This is a genomic window from Mesorhizobium sp. WSM4822 (genome assembly GCF_055811155.1).
Genome location: NZ_JBVVQM010000002.1, coordinates 183,882 through 200,350, shown reverse-complemented (window position 1 = coordinate 200,350; position 16,469 = coordinate 183,882). Strand labels below are relative to the sequence as shown.

Below are 16,469 nucleotides of genomic sequence, written 5' to 3'. Positions count from 1 at the left end.
CAGGACAAGGACAGCTTCACCTATACGGTGACCGACGCCCACGGCAACACCACCACCGGCTCCATCCTGGTCGACATCGTCGATGACATTCCGACGGCCATATCCCCAGCCTCTGCGGTCGTGGCTAACGGAGCAGGAGCGTCCGTCACGTTCGACCTCGATATCGATGGGGTGCTTACCAACAACTACGGCGCCGATGGTGGAACTGTCATCTTCCCGACGTCGCTCGACGGCACGGCGAGCGGGCTGACCTCCAATGGCGTTTCAATCGTGTATGACGTCTCCGCAGACGGCCACACGCTTACGGGCTTCGCCGGCGCCATTTCTGTGTTTGTTGTCACGCTCGACCCGGCGACGGCCTCCTATTCCGTGGATATGAACGGAGCCGTGGACAGCATAACCACCGTCGATTTCAACGGGGGTGGTTATAATTTCGTTGGCGGCAATGGTGCCTGGGCCGGCTTCAACACATTGGTCAATGACGACAGCAGGGATCTGCTCTTGACGCCTGTAGAAAGCGGCGTCAGTTCAGGAACTCTGAACACAAATGCGAATGAGGGCGGAGTTAGTGGCGGCAATTCGGTTGGCTCAGGCGAGAAAATGCGCCTTGATTATGTCGTGGACTTGACCGGAAGCCCACCGAACGGCAGTTATTCATCGCCATCGACCCATCTCTTCGAGCAACACTACGTTACGAACGGCGCGTCGGCGAAGTTCACCGGCATCTCTTCTTCGTCTGCGGCTCGCTTCGCTGCCTTCGACGATTCCGACACTGGGGGGAACGTGGTGGTTGGCGACGGCGTCCAGGATTCGGTTTCTGCGGTCGCAATTAGCTACAACGGCCAGACAAAGCTGGTGTCGTTCACCGATATTGGTACAACGGCAACGAACGTTACCGTTGGCGGTGAGATATTTACGGTGCATTTTGTCGATGGCGCAGCTGCTGGAACTCAATATGAGGTAGTTGTGGGTTCAATCTTGCAGAACACCTCGATAGCGACCTATACGGCCAACGGGTACAACAGTCTCGAGATTGGATTTGAGTCTGGAGACACTTTCAAGCTGGGAGACTTCGGCGCAGCAGCTTCGACGAACAGCCCGGTGAGCTTCGATCTGCCGGTCAGCGTCGTCGATGGGGACGGCGATACTGCTGCGGGCACCATCGGCATCACGTTGAGCCCGACGGGACAAACCGTCCAGAATCACTCGGCGGATTTGGCTGGAGACCCTCACTCGTATACTTCGACGCTGGCGGCGCCTCATATCATCGGATCGGATTTCAGCGACACGCTGACAGGTGACGGTGCCACCAACGTGCTCTTCGGCGGGCTCGGCAATGATGCGATCAACGGCGGAGCGGGCAATGACACTCTGATCGGCGGCTTCGGCCAGGATACCATGACCGGTGGCACGGGCGCCGATACATTTAAGCTCGACGGTCTCGACATCAAGGATCTCATCGTCGACTACAATGGCGGGCAAGGCGACAAGATAGACCTGACGTCGCTGTTCGACACAGCTCCCGGAGGAGCCAATGTTGGCGATTTCGTGAACTACGATTCGGCGACAGGCACTCTCAGTGTCGATCATGACGGGACCACCGGCGGCGCCAATTTCGTCGACGTGGCGACGCTGTCGAACCTGCCCGCGGCCAACACAATCACGCTGCTCTATGACGATGGCGCTACCCAGCACACGACGACGGCAAATCTGGTGGGTTAACGCCATAGCGCACAACCACGCGACTATGTTATACGTCGCTAATATCTAGGGGAGCTCAATATGAAACGTTCTGCAAGACTGCTTGTTTCCGCTGCGACGCTGTTGCTGGCAGTCGGGTCGACGGGGTATGCCGCCGACATCATCGACGGTCCGACGGGCGACTATTGCCGTGTCGTCGGCACCTCCAACCTGGTGCTGAACGACAACATCGTCGATCTGAAACAGGAGGTTGTGAAGCTGATGGACGAGTCGGTTGCCGTCGCCAACAGCTCGGAGTGGATCAACTCGTCGCGTCCCGTCTTCGTCTGGGCGTCGGAGGCCAAGGTCGCTTGCGGCAAGGCCTATGGCTACCTGAAGACGAACTACAAGGACGAAGACTACCTCAACAAATGCGAGTGTTTTCACGATCGCATGGTCGAGTACATGCACTGACCGGATAGGCGAACCCACGCCTGTTGGCCATCATGACAGCCGACGGATCCTTCCTGAAGGCGGTCGCGGGTGCGATCGTGTTGTTTGGCTTTGTCCAAACGGTCACGCCGGCCAGTGCCAACTGGCTGGAACGACCATCCGTGAAACCACAGCTTTCGTCCGGACTGAAGCAACCGGTGCGCTGTGATCCGGCCACGGAGTGGACCCGGCAGGCTTTCAAGGCATTTGCGAGTTGCCAGGCATCGATCTACGGCCTGGAGCCGATGCTGGCGCATGCGGTGATGGAGATCGAAAGCGGCTTCGACCCCGACGTGCAAGGCGGCGACGGCGAAGTCGGCCTGATGCAGGTGATGCCGGCGACCGCCAGGATGCTCGGCTTTCGAGGTTCCCTCGACGATCTCAGCGCGCCGGCGGCCAACATCGCGCTGGGGGTCAAATATCTTGCACAGGCCAACAGGCTGGCCGCGGGCGATCTGTGCACCACCGTCATGAAATATCGCGCCGGGCACAATGAAAGCCGGTTCTCGGCCCTTTCGGTCCGCTACTGCCAGCGTGCTCGGGCAATCCTGGCAAGGGAAGGCTTTGAAGTGACCGGGCCTTTGCCGGTGGCGACGTTCGGCTTTTCCGCATTTTTGCCGGGCGGAGAGGGCGGAGCCCCTGCCCAATTCTGGCCGGGGAAGGGGGCAAAGGGCGTTTGCGTGCGCCGCGTGTTCGTGCCGGGGCCGCGATACATGAAATGCGCCGACTATCGAAGTGCCGGGCAAGCAAGGCAGATCAGGGCCCTCAGAGGCAGGCTTTTCGGCGGCTAAAAGAACTACAGACGGCATTGCAAGTCCGCCGTAACATGCGTTGAAGACCAGACCGGGAACAATATCCGGCGGCACATAGGGGTGGAGCATTCATGGAAGCTGGCCGACAGGTCCACTGTCCGCGGACATGGGCAATCGCCTTGGCGCTCGCCGCGATCGTGTCGGGCTGCCAGTCGAAGGGCGGCGTGTCTGAAGTGCTCGATCCGGCGGCGATTGCCGCGCCTGCCGGGCAGAACGGCGCCGCCGGTGGCGGTCCCGTCCAGGCGACCCAGTCGCTGGGTACCGGTTCGACCAAAGTCACGATGCTGCTGCCGCTGTCCGCCCCCGGAACGGCCGGGGAAAACGGCAGGAAGATGCTCGATGCGACCAAGCTGGCGATGACGGATATCGGCAACGGATTGCTGACGCTGACGATAGAGGACACCAAGGGCGACAGCGCGCAGGCCAGCAAACTGGCGGTAACGGCCATTACGACGGGATCGAAAGTCGTCATTGGCCCGACCGAGCTGCCGGCAGCCCAGCATATTGCCACGCTTTCGGGATCGAAGCGGCCACCGGTTCTGGCGCTTGCCGATAATTTCGCCGGCGGCGCCGGGGTTTATGCCGTGCTGCTTGGCGAAGCGGACAGCGCCGCAGCCGGCGCCGCGGGACTGGCCGCGAAAGGCAGCAAGAAGTTCGTACTGCTTGTCGCGGACAATCCAAACGCCGGCGCCACGGAGAAGCGGGTCGCAAACAGCCTCAGCATCTACGGCGCGGCGCTCGCGGTCACTCTCCGATATTCTGCCGGCGACGGTGGCGCGAAGGCGGTCGACGAAATGGGCTCACTCGTGGACGCCCCCGACGCCGTCATAGTCGCCAGTGGCAATGGCAGTCCGGCGCCCATCCTTGCCGCCCTCAAATCGAAGGGCATTCCGGGAAAGACCATCTCCGTCGTCGGGACGAACCGTTGGCTGGAGCACCCCATGGATCCGCTCTTCGAGGGGGCGTTTATCGCCACGCTCGATCCAAGTGAAACCGGGCCGATCGCCGACCGCTTCAGGACGACATACAACTATCCGGCTGACGTCAATGTGGCCTATGCCTATGATATGGTTGCCCTGACGGCAGGGATTGCCAGCGCGGTCGGGCCTGATGGTTTCAGCAAGAAAGTTCTCGAAAATCCAAACGGCTTTCGTGGCTCGACCGGCCTGTTCCGGTTTCGGGCCGACGGATCCAGCCAACGCTCGATGCCGTTCTATCGGATTGAAAAAGGTGCGCTCAAGCTGGTTGCCAAATCGACGTCGGGTTTCTGACCGGCGCAAATCCCTGAGATCCTGTTCAAGCTGATGGGCAGGCCGGGCCGCAGCCGTTTGGCGATCGCGCTCGGAAGTTTCCTGCTTCTGGCCGGGATACTGCTGATCATTCAGGGCGGGGCGTTGCTTTCGGTCGATCGGCCTGTCCGTGCCCCGTCGCCGGATGTTGGCGATACCCGGCCTATCCGGCCGGTTGCCCCGGTTGCCGGCGCGCAACGCCTGGAGCCGGCGCGCAAGGTTGCTCAAGACCTGATCGCTCCGCCACGGCTTGATCCCGCTGAGATCGAACGGGCCGAGCCCCGTCCGCCACTCAGCGAGCTCGGTCTCGCCGTGCCCCCGAAAACGCCAATGCCCGGGGATTGGCGGGAGGTCTTGCTCTACCGCCCGATTGCCACATCGTCGGCGATGTTCGAAGCCATGGGCCGCAAGGTGGTCATCAGCGGAGTGCGAGGCATCGATCTCGACAGCTCCTGCTCGTTTCATGACGTCACCTGGCCTTGCGGCGTGCGCGCCCGCGCCGTTTTCAATTCCTGGCTGAGGGGACGCGCGCTGCACTGTTTCGTACCGCCGGACGTCGAGCGTTTTGCCGTCGCCGCACCATGCAGGCTGGGCAAGCAGGATGTTGGCGCCTGGCTTGTCTCCAACGGCTGGGCCACGGCGCTGCCGAGCGGCATCTACGGCAAGGCGGAGGCGACAGCCCGAAAGGCTGGGATGGGCATATTCGGCCCGGCGCAATAGCCTGCCATTCATTCCCTGATGTTTTGTTTGTTAACCGCCACGGGCGCAGCCTTGATGGGGTCATCGCGCAATCGATTAAATTGCAAGCTTCCTTGAAACTGAAATTGCAACACACCGGCCTTATACCAGCCCAACCACAGGAGATCGGCCAGTGATAAAGACTATGGCGAGCACCACCGACCAGGCATGGAAAAGCGTCGCTTTGCTGACCTTTCTGGGAACCGCTGCAATCCTGGGCGTTTCCGTCGGCCTCAATTATCTGCTCCTGTTCTCCGAGGCGCTGACGCCATTTGGGCGCAGCATGATCACGGCAATCCTGTTGCCCGTTGTCCTTGGCGTTCCGCTTTTTCTGTTCGTTGGATTAAAACGGATCGAGCTTCGTCGCTATCGCCGGGAACTCGACAAGTCGGCAACCTTCGACACCATGACCGGCTGCCTGAACGGAGCGGTCTTCACGTCGATGGTCGAAAAAAGAACGGCACGGCCGTCGGTACCGGGGCCGAAATCGGGCGCCTTCCTGGTCATCCATTCGGAACATCTGCGGTCCATCAACCTGCGCTTTGGTCTTGAATGGGGCGATCAAGCCTTGCGGCTCATAGCCTCGACCATACAATCGTCGGTGCGCGCGGAGGATCTGGTTGGACGCATGGGAACGTCGATGTTCGGGGTTTTCCTCGCCGGCGCGACCGAAGCAGAAGCCAGGGAAATCGGCGAGCGTATCCGGGCGCGCATCGCGCAAGTCTATTTCGCGCCAAAAGGGACCGAGGATGCCCTGACCGTCAAGGTCGGCGGCGTGGTGTTCGAAAACCAGGTGGAGTTCGCGGACATGTTCCGGTCCGCCGAGCAGCGCATGGCCGGCGTCCAGGACGGAGCCGCGTTTGAACTGACGCATCTCCATAGCTGACAATCGCTGGGAGCCAGAGCCATTCGGAACCCAGGGGAATTGTCGGACGCGGCCGCGGTTACGCTGACGACGGGGTAGCCCGTGAAGACGCCGCCCAGGTTTCGGCGATGGCGACGATCGCGGCGTTGATCGGTCCGCTCGGGATCGCCGGCATCACCGAGGCGTCTACGACAAAGGCATTGTCGAAGCCGTTCAGCCGCAAGTCAGGATCGACGACGGCCTCAGTGTCACGACCCATCCGGCACGTGCCGGCCGGATGGTGATGGGTGGAAGCAGCCCTGGCGATGAAAGCATCGAGTTCGGCATCGGACTGAACCGGTGCACCTGGCAGGATCTCCGTATCGCGCCATTCGTCCAGGGCCGCATGATGGCCGACCATGCGCGCCCGCTTCAACGCCATCCTGAATGTCGCGCGATCGTGTTCGGTTTCGAGGTAATGCGGGTCGATGACCGGCGCATCGTTGCGGCCCGGGCCGCTCGGTGTGATGCGCCCGCGGCTTGTTGGATGAGTGACGCCGCACAGGATGGTAAAGGCCGAGCCATAAAGCGGGGTCTTCAGGCCCTCGGCCGCCGACGGCGCGACGACGCAGGCGAGCACGATATCGGGACTTCCCGTGGAGCGGGTCGGGTCGTCGCTGTGCAGGTACATCAGCGATTCGGAGTGCTGCAGGCGGGAGGGCGGCACCGGCTTCTTCGTGCTGTAGACATTGCCGAGAGCCAGCAGATGATCCTGCAGGTTGCGGCCGACATCGCCGCGATCGGCAAGGCAACGTATGTCAGCTTGCTTCAGCGTATCGGGACAGCCAATGCCCGACCGCATGAGGATGAGCGGCGTGGATACTGCGCCGGCGCAAAGGACGATCCGGTCGGCGCAGAGCGTTCCGGTCTCACCCCCGCACACCACGCTCACGCCCGTGATCTTGTGGCCGTCCAGCACCAGGTGCTCGACCTCGTGGCCGGCAAGCAAGGTCAGGTTCGGCCGCGCCATGACCTGCGACGACAGATAGGCGTCGGCGACGCTCAGGCGCTTGCCGTCACGTATGTTGAGTGAATTGGGACTAGTGCCGACCAGTTCGCCGCTGTTGTGGTCGCTCAGGGCGGGAGCACCCATGGCGCGCCCGGCGGCGATGTAGGCCCGCACGACCGGACTGACTTCGGCGTCCGGCAGATAGACGTCCAGCGGGCCACTCTTGCCGCGTGTCGGCCCGTCGAAGGCAGTGAAGGCTTCGCTGCGGATGAAGCCCGGCAACAACCCCCGATAGGACCAGCGCTCGCCGCCGGCTTGCGCCCAGGGTTCGAAATCATCGGCATGGCCGCGGACATAGGCCATTGCATGCAGGCAGCTCGAGCCGCCGACGATCCTGCCGCGCGGCCATTCATGGACGCGGTTGGCGGTGAAGGGCTGGGGCACGGTCCGGTAGCTCCAGTCGTAGGCGCGGCCCTGGAGCATCGTCCATTTCAGCGGATCGGCGATGTCGGGATCGGCCGGCATCGCCCCGGCCTCGATGAGGCCGACCTGGCAAGACCGGTCTTCACTGAGCCGGCTGGCAACAACCGAGCCTGCGGATCCCGCGCCGATCACCAGCACGTCGAAATGACGTTTCAATTTGAAATTCCCCGCACAGGCTCACTATCGGAAGCTGATACGATCACGCGGCAAAGGCGCCGGCATTCGACCGTTCCATGATCTGTCTCTGCACGGACAAAAGGTGCGCGCGCATTGCGGCCTCTGCCGCTTCGGGATCGCGCTGCGAGATCGCCTCGGCGATCAGGCGATGCTCGCCGTCGCGGTGGGCGATCCGCTTGGGGCAGGTGGGAGCTGCGGTGCGCGCAACTTTCACCCGCGCATCGACGCCGACCTGGCGCAGCATCTTGTAGAATTCCGCGGCGAGATGGTTGCGGGCCGCGGCAACGATCGCGAGATGGAAAGCGAAGTCGACCTCCCCCGACGGGGCGTTCTCCGGCGTGGTTGCCGCGTCGAGGATCCGCGCCGTCTCGAAAGAGGAGGCGCGCAGCGACGCCAGTCGGGCAAGGCCCGGCTCCATGATCAGGCGCAATTCCAGGACCTCGATCGGATTGGTTACCCTGACCAGTTCCTCGCCATATCTCGGAAGAGCGGTCGGCGCCCGCCTGGCGCGCGCCGGTTTGAGGTCGCCCGAAAGGCGCAGCACTTCAAGCGCCTTGCGAAGCTGATGGCGCTTGACGCTCAGATGTTCCGCAAGATCGCGCTCGGACGGAAGCTTGCCGCCGCCCTGCTGCAACTGGCGGACCGCGGCGATGATGTCGTCGAGATCCGATGGTCCGACCTGCGGCTCGAATGCGCTCAAAACCAAATCTCCTGTCCGATCGGCAGACCGCCGACTCAACGTCCCGACATCATATTGTGACACGAAAACCTGTTCGACGGCACTCAACCAATTCAACCAATCTACAACTGTACGCAATGGTTGACAACACCAGTTGCGCGATGGTTGACTGCCATGTCGACGGTTGCCATCGCGGCGGGCCGTTTTCTCCCGAGGATCACGCATGCCGGCTGGCGAAACCTTTGACTACGTCATTGTCGGTGCGGGATCGGCCGGCTGCGTGCTGGCGAACCGGCTGAGCGAGGACCCTGCCGTATCGGTGCTTCTGCTGGAGGCGGGGGATTGGGACCGCGATCCGATGATCCACATCCCGCTCGGCTGGGGCAAGATACTGACCGAGCGCCGCCACGACTGGATGTATTTCTGCGAGCCCGAGGCCAATGTCGGCGGGCGCAAGGTCGAATGCGCGCGCGGCAAGGTCATCGGCGGCTCTTCCTCCACCAACGCCATGGCTTATGTGCGCGGCAATCGCGGCGACTACGATCGCTGGGCGGCAAGCGGCCTGACGGATTGGTCGTTCGACAAGGTGCTGCCCTACTTCAAGAAGCAGGAGCGCTGGGAAGCGGGGGAAAGCCGGTACCGTGGTGGCAGCGGGCCGCTGAACACCCAGTTCTGCCGGTATAAGGACGAACTGATCGATGCCTTCGCCACAGCCAGCCGTGATGCCGGATACCCGCAGACCGACGACTATAACGGCGCCATACAGGAAGGCTTCGGCCGGCTGCAGATGACGATCGCCAACGGCCGCCGCTGCTCGACCGCGACCGCCTATCTGCGGCCCGCCATGCGCCGCGGCAATGTCAAGGTGCTGACCGGCGCGATGGCGACGAAGATCCTGCTCAGGGATGGCCGCGCGGCGGGCATTGCCTACACCAGAGGCGGGGCGAGCCATGAAGTTCTGGCGCGGCGCGAAGTCCTGCTTGCCGGCGGCGTCATCAACACGCCGCAGCTGATGATGCTGTCAGGCATAGGCGACAGCGGTGAGCTCGCGGCGCATGGCATCGAGACGAAGGTCGATCGTGCGCAGGTCGGAAAGAATTTGCAGGACCATGTTTCGGTCATCCTGATGTATCGGCGCAAACAGCCGGGACCGTTTCTCAAGATGATGCGGGCCGATCGTATCGGGCTGGATTTCGTCAAGACTTATCTCACCGGAAAGGGCTTTTCGGGAGATGTGCCTGGCGGCGTCGTGGCATTCCTGAAGAGCGACGCAAGCCGGCCGCTGCCGGACGTGCAGCTGCTTTTCACCGCTGCACCGCTGGGGGCATGGCCTTACATGTCGCCGTTCAAGGCGCCGTTCGCCGACGGCTTTGCGACCCGTATCGTTGCGGTGCAGCCGGAGAGCCGCGGCAGCGTCAAGCTGGCGTCGAGCGATCCGGTCGCCGCGCCGCTGATCCACCAGAACTTCCTGTCCTCGCAGCGCGACTGGCAATCGCTTCGCGCCGGCTTTCGCGTTGCGCGCAACCTTGCCAGCCAGCCGTCCATGGCTCCGTTCGTTGGCGCGGAGTTCTTTCCCGGCCCGAAATGCGAGAGCGACGAAGAGATCGACGAGCATATCCGCAAGACCTCGATCACCGTGCATCATCCGGCCGGCACGTGCCGCATGGGCGTTGATGCGGCATCGGTGGTCGATCCGGAATTGCGGGTGCGCGGCATCGCCGGACTTCGTGTCGTGGACGCCTCGGTCATGCCCGACCTCGTCTGTGGTAACATCAATGCGGCGGTCATCATGATCGCCGAAAAGGCCGCGGATCTGATCCGCAGCCGCGCTCAACAGAGCGTGGCGGCCTGATAGAGGCGGCCGGAATACAACCAAAGTCTTTTGGTTGAGACTGAAAAACTGCGTTGGTTGGACTGTCATGCGCTTCCGCATGGCCGTGGCGAAGCGGTTTCACGCCCTGATTGCGAGCCGTATCTCGCGCATTTCTAGGCTATTCTGCCTATTTCTGGGCATTTGCCTCCCAAAAATGCACCTCAACCAAAAACTTATAAAATTCGCAATTTGGGTATTGTCGAGCAAAACCAATGCGAATACGGTTGAGTTGGTTAGAAGTATTTTCTTCGTGACGAGAGGTGTCCGATATGTCCCTGGCGCAACCAGCTAACGATGTGCTCACCAACAAGAAGGCAGCACTCAAGGGCCTCTATGACGCCCTCTACGCAAAGAACATGTTTCCGTTCTGGGCGACGTCGGAAGGCGTCGATCATGACGAGATCAAGCAGCTGATGGCGACGTCGAAGGCCGTTCCCTTCGTGTGGTCCTATTCGGACATCGAGCCGCTGCTGCAGCGCGCCGCCGAACTGGTGACCATGGACGACAGCGAGCGCCGTTCGCTGATCCTGGTCAATCCCGGTCTTGCGCCCAAGCGTGCATCGGTCAGCACCATGTACACCGCCTACCGCCTGAACGATCCCGACGAGATCATGCCGCCGCACAAGCACTCGCCGAGCGCCATCCGCTTCGGCCTGACCGGCAAGGGCAATTTCACCGGCGTCGAGGGCGAGGACGTGGTTTTTGGCCCGGGCGACATGGTGCTGACGCCCAACGACGCCTGGCACAATCATGGCACCGTCGGCGGCGAGCAGGCGGTCAACCTGTCGGTGCTCGACCTGCCGCTGGTCGAAACGCTGCATGCCGTCCATTTCGACCACAAATACACCGAGATGGTCGATGGCAAGGAAGTCGAGAAGAAGGTGCAGACCGCCCGCTATCCCGGTGACTACTCACAGCGCATCTATGGCGAGGGTGGCCTGATGCCGCGTTTCGTCGATCACAAGCGCGGCGGCGGCCTGTCGTCGCCGATGTATGTCTATCGCTGGGAGAAGATGGAAGCGGTTCTCGACGCCCACAAGGATTGGGATGGCGACCCTCATGAAGGCATCGTCATCGACTATGTCGATCCGACCACCGGCGGACCCGTCTTCCACACCATCAATTTCTACGTGCAGATGCTGCGCCCCGGCGAGAAGACCTTGCCGCAGCGCGAGACCGCCAGCCTGCTTCTGGCGCCGTTCCGCGGCAACGGCCATTCGATCATCGACGGCAAACGTTATGACTGGAACCAGTTCGACACCATCGCCATACCTGGCGGTTCCTGGGTCGAGCATGTCAACGGCTCGTCGAGCGAGCCGGTGATCTTCTTCGGCGCCACCGATGCGCCGACGCAGAAGGCGCTGCTCCTCTACAAGCGCTGGGGCCGCAACCAGGCCGGCGATCTGCTCCGCCTCGTCTAGCTCCGATCCTATTGTCCCGCCGCCAATGGCGGCGGGACATCGAAATGACGTTTCAGCAGCAAGGGCGTATGCATTTGGTTTCGGCGTTCAACACCAAGCAGATCGGCCATGTCGACTGCCCAGGCGGCGGCCAGGTCTGGGTCGACGGCAACATCCTCTATATCGGCCACATGCGGCCGCCGAGCGGCACGACGCTGGTCGACATTTCCGACCCGCGCAATCCGCGCAAGATAGCGACGATCGATGTTCCGCCCGGCTGGCACTCGCACAAGGTGCGCGCCAAGGACGGGCTGATGATCATCAACCACGAGCGCTTTGGCGATGCCGGCCCGGCCGATTTCGGCGGCGGACTGGCGCTCTACGACACCACCAAGCCGGCACAGCCCAAGCTCATCTCGAAATGGATAACCGGCGGCAAGGGCGTCCACCGCTACGACTTCGACGGCCGTTACGCCTACATCTCGCCGACCGCCGACGGTTATGTCGGCAACATCGTGATGATCCTCGACCTGATCGATCCCACGAAGCCGGTCGAGGTCGGACGCTGGTGGATACCCGGCCAGTGGACCGGCGGCGGCGAAGAATACCCGTGGCATGACTATGTCACGCCGCGTTGCCACCATCCTTTGCGCATGGGCGACCGGCTCTATGTCAGCTACTGGCATCACGGCCTGTTCATCCTCGACATTTCGGACATCACCAAGCCGAAGCTGGTCTCGCACGTCAATTCGAGCCCGAGCTTTCCGCATCCCACCCACACCTGCCTGCCGATCCCACAGCCGCTCAAGGGTCGCAACATCATGGTGGTGGCGGACGAGGATGTCGCCAAACTGCGACCTTCGCCGCCGGCCTTCACCTGGATCTATGACATCACTGACGAGACCAACCCGTTGCCGATCTCGACCTTCCAGGTGCCTGGCCTCGACCCGGATGGCGCGCCTCAACCGCCGATGACCGGCTGCCACCAGCCCTCCGAGCGGTTCAATGGAACCGTCATTCCGTTTGCATGGTTCGCGCAGGGGCTGCGCCTCGTCGACATCGCCGATCCGTTCTCGCCAAAGGAAGTCGGCCATTTCATGCCCGACGCGCCGGAGGGGGCGGAGCGTTCCTCGTCCAACGACGTGACCATCGACGACCGCGGCATCGTCTACCTGATCGATCGCATCCGCGGCGTCGACATCATCGAAACCAGCGTTCTCTAGGGGGGTATGTTGAGCGACAGCACGCGAAAATCCGCCAGCCACTACGCCATCGGCAACAAGAACCCGAACCTGCCGTTTCATCCGGCGGTGCGTGCCGGCGATTTCATCTTCGTCTCGGGCCAGGTGCCGAAGGACGAGAACAACAACGTGATCAGCGGCACGATCGAGGAAGAGACGCTGGCGACGCTGAAGACCATTGCGCGCGTCATCGCGCATGAAGGCGCGACGCTGTCGGATGTCGTGCGGATCACCACCTATCTCGAGGATACGCGCGATTTCGGCCGCTACAACAAGGCGTTCCTCGAAGGGATCGGCGACGCCGTTCTGGCGCGCACGACCGTCGAGGCAAAAGCGGTCATCAACACCAAGATCGAAATGGACGCCATCGTCTACAAGCCGCTCCCGGCGAGCAAGTAGACCCTGGACACTAGCGAGGAGACGACATGTACAAGCTGTTAGGCCGCCAGACATCAGGCAACGTCCAGAAGGTGCTCTTCATGCTCGAAGAGCTGGGAGCCTCCTACAAGCGCGAGGATTATGGCCGCCAGTTCGAGAACACGCAGACTGCGGAATACAAGGCGCTCAACCCGACCTCCAAGGTGCCGACGCTGGTCGACGGCGACACCGTGATCTGGGAGTCCAACACCATCCTGCGCTATCTCGCGGCATCCGGCGGCGAACAGTTGAATGGCGCCACGCCGGCCGAAAAGACCGAGGTCGAGCGCTGGATGGACTTCCTGCTGGCTGCGGTCAATCCGGGCTACCTGGCGGCCTTCAAGGGCGCCAAGCTCACGCCCGAAGAACAGACCGCCGAATACAAGGAACAAGTGAAGGACCTTGTCGCGCAGCTCAAGATCGTCGACGGCCACCTGGCCGGCAAGGACTTCCTGGCGCTCGGCAAGCTGACCCTTGCCGACATTGCCTGCGCGCCGATCCTGAAGCGCTGCGTCGACTTCAAGATCGACCGGCCGTCAATGCCCAATCTGGAGCGCTGGGTGGCCGCAATCGCCGCCCGGCCGGCCTTCAAGGCGGCAACCACCGCTGCTCCCGCAAAGGCGGCATGATGATCAAGCGCGCCGCTCTCATCGGACTGGGAACGATGGGTCCAGGTATCGCCGCGCGGCTTTCGCGCGGCGGGCTCGATGTGACGGCGTATGATGTTTCGCCAGGGGCAATCGAGCGCGCCCGCGGCATGCTTGATCTGGCCGGCGGCGTGCTCGACCGTCTCGACATCGAGGCGCCCGGGACTGGCGCCGGCAGCGTGCGTTTCGTCGAGACGATCGCCGAGGCCGTCGATGGCGCCGAACTGGTGATCGAGAACGTGCCCGAGAATATCGAGATCAAGGCGCAGACCTATCGCGACATCGATCCGCTGATCGGCCCGTCCGTCATCGTCGCGTCCGACACGTCGGGCATCCCGATCACCAAGCTGCAGGCGCATATCTCGCATCCCGAGCGGATGGTCGGCATGCACTGGTCGAACCCGCCGCACATCATCCCGATGATCGAGGTGATCGGCGGCGAGAAGACCGCGCCTGAAACCGTGGCTGTTATCCGCGACCTCATACGCTCGATCGGCCTGCTGCCGGTGGTGGTGAAGAAGGACGTTCCAGGCTTCGTCGAGAACCGCGTGCTCTATGCGCTGCTGCGCGAGGCGGTCGATCTTGTCGAGCGCGGCGTCATCGAGCCGGAAGACCTCGACACCTGCGTGTCGTGGGGCATCGGCTACAAGATTGCCGTCATCGGCCCGATGGCGCTGCTCGATATGGCGGGGCTGGATATCTACAAATCCGTCTCGTCCTTCCTGAATGCCGATCTGTCCAACCGCGACGATGTCGCGCCGATGGTGCTGGAGAAGACGGCTGCGTCTAAGTTCGGCATCAAGTCGGGCGAGGGCATGTTTGCCTACACGCCCGAGCAGACAAAAGCGCTACAGGGTGAACGGGCGCGCAAGCTCGTCGCGGTGCGCCGCATCCTGGAAGGCCGGGAGTAGCCAATGTCACATGGTGCGCACAGGGCAGGCCGGTTCGAGGAGTTCCACCGGCCGGCTGTTTGTGTGAAGGGCGCCTTCGCCATCAAGATGGTGCGGGTGCGGCAGAAAACAGCGCGCGGGGCGGCAAGCCATGCGCATTGAAACCATCCGAGCCGCCGGCGACAGGCCGGCCCATATCCGCCATGACGATCTGATCTCCGCCAAGGGCGTTTCGGTGGTCATGGCCCGGCAGCTGATCCTCAGCAACATCGATCTTTCGGTGCCAAAGGGATCGTTCGTTTCCCTTATCGGCCCTTCCGGCTGCGGCAAGAGCACCTTGCTCAAGGTGCTGGCCGGGCTGGTGCAGCCGACCCAGGGCAGCGTTTCGATCGCCGGGCTCGCGCCGATCGAGGCGGCGCGCAAGCGGATGATCGGTCTCGTCTTCCAGGACGCCAACCTGCTTCCCTGGAAAAACGCCGTCGACAATGCCTCGCTGCTGCTCGGCATTGCCGACAAGTCGCTGTCGCGCTCGGATCTGCGGGCGCGCGGGCAGGAGATGCTGGAACTGGTCGGGCTTGGCGACAGCGCCCACAAGCGGCCAAACGAGCTGTCGGGCGGCATGCGCCAGCGGGTCGCCATTGCACGGGCCCTGGCGCTCGATCCGGCGGTGCTGCTGATGGACGAACCGTTCGGCGCGCTCGATGCCATCACCCGCGATTCGATGGGCCAGTCGCTGCTGGAGATCTGGCAGCGGACCGGCAAGACGATCGTGCTCGTCACCCATTCCATCGACGAGGCCATCCATCTGTCGCGCCATGTCCACGTGCTGGGGATCAAGCCGGGGCGGATCACCGAGAGCCTCGACATTGCGCTGCCTTATCCGCGCGACCTGTCGGTCACCGAGGATCCGGAGTTCGTCAGGCTGGTAGTCCAGTTGCGAACGATGCTGCGCTCCAGCCATCAACCGGGAGGCGCGTCTTGAGCGACCAGCCCATCACCGATCTTTCCGAGCCGCGCCTCGCCTCCAGCTGGAGTGCGGCGACCGGCAGCTGGCTGCCGGCGGTTATCCTCCTGCTGGTGACGATCATGGCGTGGGAAGCGGCCGTGCGGATCTTTGCCATATCCGCTTTCATTATTCCCGCTCCGTCCGAGATCGCGAAGTCGCTGGTCGCGCAATGGGGCACGCTGATGCAGGCGACGCTGGTGACGGCGGGCGAGATCCTGTTCGGCTTCCTGGTCTCGGTCGTGGTCGGCCTCGCCATTGCGCTGATCATCGTGCGCTTCGATTGGTTGGGACGCGCCCTGTATCCGCTGGTGGTGCTGTTCCAGAACGTGCCGAAAGTCGCGCTCGCGCCGATCTTCATCCTCTGGTTCGGATATGGGCTGGCGCCCAAGATCGGCCTGATCCTGGTCATCGCCTTCTTCCCGGTGACGCTCTCCATGCTGGCGGGCATGCAATCGGTCGACCGCTCGCTGCTGTCGCTGATGAATTCGGTCGGGGCCAGCCAGACGCAGATCCTGTTCAGGATCCGCGTTCCGCACTCGCTGCCGAACCTTATGGCCGGAACCAAGATCGCCGCCACGTTGAGCGTGATCGGCGCCATCGTCGGCGAATTTGCCGGGGCGTCGGACGGTCTCGGCTACGTCATCCAGTTCGCTTCGACCCAGCTCGACACGGCGCTGGTCTTCGCAGCGCTGCTGCTCGTTTCCGTGCTTGGCATCGCCTTCTACTACGCCGCCGAAATCCTCGAACGCATCGTGGTGCCGTGGGCGCCGAAATTCAGCCAGTCCTAGGCCC

General features: G+C 62.7%; 17 protein-coding genes. 15 read left to right on the top strand and 2 right to left on the bottom strand.

Translation table 11 applies throughout. The annotated features are described in order from the left end of the window. The 6 genes from AC0L3E_RS05855 to AC0L3E_RS05830 all read left to right on the top strand — a co-directional run. Positions 1-1,722: calcium-binding protein (locus AC0L3E_RS05855; RefSeq protein WP_473604429.1), on the top strand; the 1,722-nt coding region annotated here is incomplete at its 5' end. Between the two features lie 60 nt (positions 1,723-1,782). Further along, positions 1,783-2,154: a hypothetical protein gene (locus tag AC0L3E_RS05850; RefSeq protein ID WP_127270682.1), complete on the top strand. Its 372-nt coding sequence runs from the start codon at positions 1,783-1,785 to the stop codon at positions 2,152-2,154. A gap of 32 nt (positions 2,155-2,186) precedes the next feature. Beyond that, a complete protein-coding gene (locus tag AC0L3E_RS05845) occupies positions 2,187-2,963 on the top strand; it encodes a lytic transglycosylase domain-containing protein (protein ID WP_128307342.1) in 777 nt (258 codons plus the stop codon). A 92-nt stretch (positions 2,964-3,055) separates the two neighbouring features. Further along, entirely contained in the window at positions 3,056-4,255 is a 1,200-nt protein-coding gene (locus AC0L3E_RS05840) for an ABC transporter substrate-binding protein (protein WP_473604428.1), read from the top strand. 33 nt (positions 4,256-4,288) lie between these two features. Further along, entirely contained in the window at positions 4,289-4,993 is a 705-nt protein-coding gene (locus tag AC0L3E_RS05835) for a thermonuclease family protein (protein WP_473604427.1), read from the top strand. Positions 4,994-5,144: 151 nt separating this feature from the next. Beyond that, a complete protein-coding gene (locus AC0L3E_RS05830; RefSeq protein WP_127267697.1) occupies positions 5,145-5,897 on the top strand; it encodes a GGDEF domain-containing protein in 753 nt (250 codons plus the stop codon). A gap of 58 nt (positions 5,898-5,955) precedes the next feature. Here AC0L3E_RS05830 and AC0L3E_RS05825 read toward each other — a convergent pair whose 3' ends face one another. Continuing rightward, on the bottom strand, positions 5,956-7,503 hold the full coding sequence (locus AC0L3E_RS05825) for a GMC family oxidoreductase (RefSeq protein ID WP_164898482.1): 1,548 nt from the start codon (positions 7,501-7,503) through the stop codon (positions 5,956-5,958). A 43-nt stretch (positions 7,504-7,546) separates the two neighbouring features. Further along, complete coding sequence (locus AC0L3E_RS05820; protein WP_013529856.1) at positions 7,547-8,224, bottom strand: FadR/GntR family transcriptional regulator; 678 nt, start codon at positions 8,222-8,224, stop codon at positions 7,547-7,549. A 202-nt stretch (positions 8,225-8,426) separates the two neighbouring features. Between AC0L3E_RS05820 and AC0L3E_RS05815 the strand changes: the two genes are divergently transcribed. The 9 genes from AC0L3E_RS05815 to AC0L3E_RS05775 all read left to right on the top strand — a co-directional run bounded on the left by AC0L3E_RS05815 (position 8,427) and on the right by AC0L3E_RS05775 (position 16,465). Next, the gene (locus tag AC0L3E_RS05815) at positions 8,427-10,055 is read left to right on the top strand and encodes a GMC family oxidoreductase (protein ID WP_128307337.1); all 1,629 of its coding nucleotides are present in this window, start codon (positions 8,427-8,429) and stop codon (positions 10,053-10,055) included. Positions 10,056-10,345: 290 nt separating this feature from the next. After that, entirely contained in the window at positions 10,346-11,497 is a 1,152-nt protein-coding gene (locus tag AC0L3E_RS05810; RefSeq protein ID WP_027039500.1) for a cupin domain-containing protein, read from the top strand. Positions 11,498-11,541: 44 nt separating this feature from the next. Beyond that, positions 11,542-12,699 (top strand): LVIVD repeat-containing protein, encoded by a 1,158-nt coding sequence (locus AC0L3E_RS05805; RefSeq protein ID WP_128307336.1) that lies wholly within the window; start codon positions 11,542-11,544, stop codon positions 12,697-12,699. Positions 12,700-12,705: 6 nt separating this feature from the next. Beyond that, positions 12,706-13,116, top strand: a complete 411-nt coding sequence (locus AC0L3E_RS05800; RefSeq protein ID WP_127267701.1) for a RidA family protein — start codon at positions 12,706-12,708, stop codon at positions 13,114-13,116. 26 nt (positions 13,117-13,142) lie between these two features. After that, a complete protein-coding gene (locus AC0L3E_RS05795; RefSeq protein ID WP_127326715.1) occupies positions 13,143-13,763 on the top strand; it encodes a glutathione S-transferase family protein in 621 nt (206 codons plus the stop codon). Continuing rightward, the gene (fhmpcd1, locus tag AC0L3E_RS05790) at positions 13,763-14,692 is read left to right on the top strand and encodes a 5-formyl-3-hydroxy-2-methylpyridine 4-carboxylate 5-dehydrogenase (protein ID WP_127326716.1); all 930 of its coding nucleotides are present in this window, start codon (positions 13,763-13,765) and stop codon (positions 14,690-14,692) included. The genes AC0L3E_RS05795 and fhmpcd1 overlap by 1 nt, the downstream gene beginning before the upstream one ends. Before the next feature lie 3 nt (positions 14,693-14,695). After that, entirely contained in the window at positions 14,696-14,833 is a 138-nt protein-coding gene (locus AC0L3E_RS05785) for a hypothetical protein (protein WP_164762504.1), read from the top strand. Further along, entirely contained in the window at positions 14,823-15,653 is an 831-nt protein-coding gene (locus tag AC0L3E_RS05780) for an ABC transporter ATP-binding protein (RefSeq protein WP_128307335.1), read from the top strand. The genes AC0L3E_RS05785 and AC0L3E_RS05780 overlap by 11 nt, the downstream gene beginning before the upstream one ends. After that, positions 15,650-16,465, top strand: coding sequence for an ABC transporter permease (locus tag AC0L3E_RS05775; RefSeq protein ID WP_473604426.1), 816 nt, complete (start codon positions 15,650-15,652; stop codon positions 16,463-16,465). The genes AC0L3E_RS05780 and AC0L3E_RS05775 overlap by 4 nt, the downstream gene beginning before the upstream one ends. Positions 16,466-16,469 lie beyond the last annotated feature (4 nt).